We start from the raw sequence: 4,654 nt of genomic DNA on the forward strand, positions 1-4,654 counted from the left end.
GCGCTCGCGGATCGCGCCCCAGGTCTTGCGCAGGTAGGCGATGTCGTCGGCCAGCTCTTCGTCGGTCGCGTCTTCAGCGTTGGTGCGCAGGATGAAGCCGCCACCGTTGTAGGGCGCTCCGCTGCCCTCTTCCGGCTTGCCCGCGAGCAGGTTCATGCGCGTGCGCAGCTGCTCGCGCAGTTCGTGCGAGCCGATCTTCTGCGAGATGCCGATGTGGTCGTCCTGTGGCAGGAACACGAGCATGCGCCCGGCGATGCTGATCTGCGTCGACAGGCGCGCGCCCTTGGTGCCGATCGGGTCCTTGATCACCTGCACGGTGAGCGTCTGGCCTTCGAACACCAGGCGCTCGATGGGCAGCGGCGGGGGTACGCCCGGGCCATGCTCGGCACGTGAGCCGTTGTTGCCCGCCACATGCACGTCGGCTACATGCAGGAAGGCCGCGCGCTCCAGGCCGATGTCGATGAAGGCCGACTGCATGCCGGGCAACACCCGCGCCACGCGGCCCGCATAGATGTTGCCGACCAGCCCACGCTCCAACGTGCGCTCGACGTAGAGGTCTTGTGCGGCGCCGTTCTCGACCACGGCCACACGTGTTTCCTGGGGCGCCCAGTTGATGAGGATGTCTTGCATGGAGAACGGGTCTTGTGTTGAAGCGCTAGAACTTCACGCCTGCTTGTTTCAGCAGCTGGGCCGTCTCGTACAGAGGCAAACCCATGATACCGGAGTAGCTTCCGTCGATATGGGCGATCCAGGCCGCTGCGGCGCTCTGGATGGCGTAGGCACCGGCCTTGCCGAAAGGCTCCTTGCTGTTGACGTAGGCAATGATCTCTGCCTCGCTCACTTCCGCGAAGCGCACGTGCGACACGTTCACGGCCAGTGCTTCGTTGTCTGCCCAGGCCAAGGCCACGGCCGTGATCACGCGGTGCGTGCGCCCCGACAGCATGGACAGCGTGTTGCGGGCATCGGCGGCATCAGCCGGCTTGCCCAGGATGCGTGGGCCGAGCGCGACCGTGGTGTCCGAACAAAGAATGGGCGCCGGCGGCAGGCCACGCGCCTTCCAGCGTTTACGCGCCGCATGCAGCTTGGCGTGGGTCACGCGCTCCACGTAGGCGGCAGGCAGTTCGCCATCCAGCTCAGCTTCGAGCGATTCGGCGTCTTCTTCCGGCCCGGCGAGCAGCAGTTCGTGGCGCACGCCGAGTTGGGTAAGCAGCTGGCTGCGACGCGGGCTTTGCGAGGCCAGGTAGATGAACGATCCGGCGCCGGGCCGCCCCAAACCGGAAGCTCCCCCTTGGAGAGGCGACGACAACGTCGTCTTGGGGGCAGATGCCTTCATTCGCGGTGATAGGGGTGGTTGACCATGACCGTCCAGGCCCGGTAGAGCGCCTCGGCCAGCAGCACACGCACGAAGGCATGGGGCAGCGTGAGGTCCGACAGGCGCAGCGTCTCGTCGGCGCTCTGCTTGAGCGTGGCATCCAGACCATCGGGCCCGCCGATCACAAGTGCCACGTCGCGGCCATCGTGCATCCAGGCTTTCATGCGGGCCGACAGCTGCACGGTGGTGAGCCGGTCGCCGCGCTCGTCGAGCACCACACGGCGCACGCCCTTGGGCAGTGCCGCCTCGATGCGCGTGGCCTCGGCAGCCATCAGCTGCTCGGCTGTCTTCGACCCGCGCGTCTCTGCCTTGACCGCCCTGAGCTCCAGGCGCATCTCGGGTGGGAAGCGCTTGGCGAAGTCGTCGTAGGCCGTCTCGGCCCAGGCGGGCTGCCGCTGGCCGACGGCGACCAGGAAGAGCTTCACGCCCGGCTGGAGGTCTTCTTGGCTGCGGCCTTCTTGGCCACCACCTTCTTGGCCGGGGCCTTCTTCGCGGGTGCCTTCTTGGCAGGAGCCTTCTTGGCAGCCGCCTTGACTCCCACCGTGCGCGTGACCACGGCCTTGGCCGGCGCAGCGCGCTTGGCAGGCGCCTTCTTCGCAGGCGCAGCCTTCTTGGCGGCAACCTTCTTGGTGGCTGCGGCCTTGGAAGTTGCCTTGACAGGGGCCTTCGCCGGCGCCTTCTTGGCGCCGGCCTTATTCGCGGCCGGCTTGGCCGGCTTCTCGGGCTCGGCCGCCTTCACCAGCTTGGTCGGGGCCACGTCGACCTTGAGCTTGACCGGCTTGCCACCCCAGATCTCTTCGAGGTGGTAGTAGTCGCGGATGGCTGGCTGCATCACGTGCACCACGGCGGCACCGCAGTCCACGATGATCCATTCGCCGTTGTCTTCACCTTCGGTGCGCAGCACCGGGAAGCCCTTGGACTTGACGGCATCGCGCACGCTGGCGGCAAGCGCCTTGGTTTGTCGGTTCGATGTGCCCGAGGCGATGACCACGCGCTCGAAGAGCGGTGAGAGGTGCTCGGTGTCGAAGACCTGAATGCCCTGGGCCTTCACGTCTTCCAGACCATCGACGATGGCGCGTTGCAGTTTGCGGATGTCCATTCAGCTCCTGATGTTCCCTCGGTAGAGGTGGTGTTGGGCAATATAGCTCGCCACGGCGGCGGGCACCAGATTGTCTATCCCCTGGCCGGCGGCGACACGCTGGCGAATCTCGGTTGACGAAACGTCCATCATCGGCAGGGCGACCACGCGGTGGGGTGCGCGGGCCACTTCGGCGTGCGGCTGGGCGGTGGTGCCGGGCCGGTTGGCCACGGCCAGGGTGACACGGCTGAGCAGCTCGCGCCAGTCGCGCCAGGTGTGCAGGCCGGCGTACTGGTCTTGCCCGAGGATGAGGAACCACTCGTTGCCCGGCTCGCGCACCTGCAACTCGCGCACCGTGTCGAGGGTGAAGCTTGGGCCACGGCGCTGCAGCTCGCAGCGGTCGAGCACGAAGCGCGGCTCGCCCTGGATGGCCAGGCGCACCATCGCCTCGCGGTGCTGGGGCGAGGCCAGCTCGCGGGCCTTCTGCCAGGGCTGGCCGGCGGGGATCCAGCGCAACTCGTCGAGCTGCATCTCCGACAGGGCCAAGCGCGCCAGCGCCACATGGGCGCTGTGCACGGGGTCGAAGCTGCCTCCGAAGAGACCGATGCGCTTCATTGAGCCTCGGATGCCCAATCGCGCGGCCGCAGGAAGTCGCTGTACAGCTTCGCCTCGGGCGTGCCGGCCTCGGGCGACCAGTCGTAGCGCCAGGTCACCACCGGCGGCATCGACATCAGGATGCTCTCGGTGCGCCCACCCGATTGCAGGCCGAACAAGGTGCCACGGTCGAACACCAGATTGAACTCGACATAGCGGCCGCGGCGGTAGGTCTGGAAACCGCGTTCGCGCTCGCCGTAGGCGATGTTCTTGCGGCGCTGCACGATGGGCAGGTAGGCGCCGATGAAGGCGTCACCCACGGCACGCGTCATGGCGAAGCTCTGTTCGAAGCCGCCTTCGGAGAAGTCGTCGAAGAACACGCCACCGATGCCGCGCGGCTCGTTGCGGTGCTTGAGAAAGAAGTACTCGTCGCACCACTGCTTGAAGCGCGGGTACTTGTCATCGCCGAAGGGTGCGAGCGCATCGCGGTTGCAGCGGTGGAAGTGGGCCGCGTCGTCCTCGAAGCCGTAGTAGGGCGTGAGGTCCATGCCGCCGCCGAACCACACCACCGGCTCGCGGCCGGCGGGCAAGGCGGCGAACATGCGCACGTTCATGTGCACCGTGGGTACGTAGGGGTTGCGCGGGTGGAAGACAAGCGAGACGCCCATCGCCTCGAAAGGCGCGCCCGCCAGTTCGGGCCGGTGTTGCGTGGCCGAAGGCGGCATGGTCGCCCCCGTCACGTGCGAGAAGTTGCAGCCGCCGCGCTCCAGCAGCTGGCCGCCTTCAATCAGGCGCGACAGGCCGTCGCCCTGCAGACGCTCGCCGGCGGGGCGCTGCCAGGCATCGGTGATGAAGGGCTCGCCGCCCTCCACTTCCATCGCGCCGATGATGCGGTCCTGCAGGCCCAGCAGGTAGGAACGGACGTCTTGGGTGTTCATCATGGGTCGATTCGAATCGGTGCTGCCTGCTCGGGCCGCTTGCCCACGCCCCGGCTCAAGTAGGCGGCGATCTCGGCCATGTCGGCCTGGGGGTCGCCGCTCAGGGTGATGAAGTGGTCGATGCAGACCAGCCGCTTCGCATAGTCGAAGTAAGCCAGCCCGAGTGGCACCCCGCCGGTGAGTGTCACATGGTAGAAGCCCGAGCGCCACGCCGGTTGGTAGCTGCGCGTGCCCTCGGGTGCGAGGGCCAGCCACATGAAACGGTCATCGAAGCGTGCCGCTTTCAGCGCTTCGCCCATCTGGCCCACGATGCCGCGCGCCGAGGCACGATCGACCGGCAAGCCACCGACCCAGCGCATCCAGCGGCCCACCAGCGGGAACTTGAACAGGCTGTCCTTGCCCCAGAAGGTGACCGGCACGCCGGCGCCCCACTTGGCAAGCAGGCCGAGCGGGAAGTCCCAGTTGGAGGTGTGCGGATAGACGATGATGATTCCGCGCGGCTCGGGTGGCCACGTGAGCGACGTCTTCCACCCGAACAGTCGCAGCAGGCCGAGGCAGGCCTTGCGGAGGATCTGCATGCTCGCAGGTCACGTTGGCTGAGTTCCCTTCTTTTAACACAGGCGAAGCGCGCCGACCCGCAGCAGATGAAACGCCCCCGACCGAACGCCGTGG

7 protein-coding genes are annotated in these 4,654 nt (G+C 67.3%); all 7 read right to left on the reverse strand.

The window, feature by feature from the left end; genetic code table 11:
- Positions 1–630: ribonuclease E/G (locus VFL64_RS21925; RefSeq protein ID WP_489542514.1), on the reverse strand; the 630-nt coding region annotated here is incomplete at its 3' end.
- 25 nt (positions 631–655) lie between these two features.
- Positions 656–1,333 carry a Maf family protein gene (locus VFL64_RS21930; RefSeq protein WP_489542515.1) on the reverse strand — a complete coding sequence of 226 codons (678 nt, stop codon included), beginning with the start codon at positions 1,331–1,333 and terminating at the stop codon, positions 656–658.
- On the reverse strand, positions 1,330–1,797 hold the full coding sequence (rlmH, locus tag VFL64_RS21935; protein WP_489542516.1) for a 23S rRNA (pseudouridine(1915)-N(3))-methyltransferase RlmH: 468 nt from the start codon (positions 1,795–1,797) through the stop codon (positions 1,330–1,332). The genes VFL64_RS21930 and rlmH overlap by 4 nt, the downstream gene beginning before the upstream one ends.
- Positions 1,794–2,471 carry a ribosome silencing factor gene (gene rsfS / locus VFL64_RS21940; RefSeq protein ID WP_489542517.1) on the reverse strand — a complete coding sequence of 226 codons (678 nt, stop codon included), beginning with the start codon at positions 2,469–2,471 and terminating at the stop codon, positions 1,794–1,796. The genes rlmH and rsfS overlap by 4 nt, the downstream gene beginning before the upstream one ends.
- Complete coding sequence (gene nadD, locus VFL64_RS21945) at positions 2,472–3,065, reverse strand: nicotinate-nucleotide adenylyltransferase (protein ID WP_489542518.1); 594 nt, start codon at positions 3,063–3,065, stop codon at positions 2,472–2,474.
- Positions 3,062–3,985: an oxygen-dependent coproporphyrinogen oxidase gene (gene hemF, locus VFL64_RS21950; protein WP_489542519.1), complete on the reverse strand. Its 924-nt coding sequence runs from the start codon at positions 3,983–3,985 to the stop codon at positions 3,062–3,064. Before hemF ends, nadD begins: the two co-directional genes overlap by 4 nt.
- The gene (locus tag VFL64_RS21955) at positions 3,982–4,560 is read right to left on the reverse strand and encodes a 1-acyl-sn-glycerol-3-phosphate acyltransferase (protein WP_489542520.1); all 579 of its coding nucleotides are present in this window, start codon (positions 4,558–4,560) and stop codon (positions 3,982–3,984) included. Before VFL64_RS21955 ends, hemF begins: the two co-directional genes overlap by 4 nt.
- Positions 4,561–4,654 lie beyond the last annotated feature (94 nt).

It is taken from the genome of Rhizobacter sp., from assembly GCF_035702065.1.
Lineage (GTDB): Bacteria > Pseudomonadota > Gammaproteobacteria > Burkholderiales > Burkholderiaceae_C > Rhizobacter.

What these genes read in the sequence shown, in the direction of transcription:
- VFL64_RS21930 (WP_489542515.1), bottom strand. Translation starts at nt 1,333, where the DNA reads ATGAAGGCATCTGCCCCCAAGACGACGTTGTCGTCGCCTCTCCAAGGG.
- rsfS (WP_489542517.1), bottom strand. Translation starts at nt 2,471, where the DNA reads ATGGACATCCGCAAACTGCAACGCGCCATCGTCGATGGTCTGGAAGAC.
- nadD (WP_489542518.1), bottom strand. Translation starts at nt 3,065, where the DNA reads ATGAAGCGCATCGGTCTCTTCGGAGGCAGCTTCGACCCCGTGCACAGC.
- hemF (WP_489542519.1), bottom strand. Translation starts at nt 3,985, where the DNA reads ATGATGAACACCCAAGACGTCCGTTCCTACCTGCTGGGCCTGCAGGAC.
- VFL64_RS21955 (WP_489542520.1), bottom strand. Translation starts at nt 4,560, where the DNA reads ATGCAGATCCTCCGCAAGGCCTGCCTCGGCCTGCTGCGACTGTTCGGG.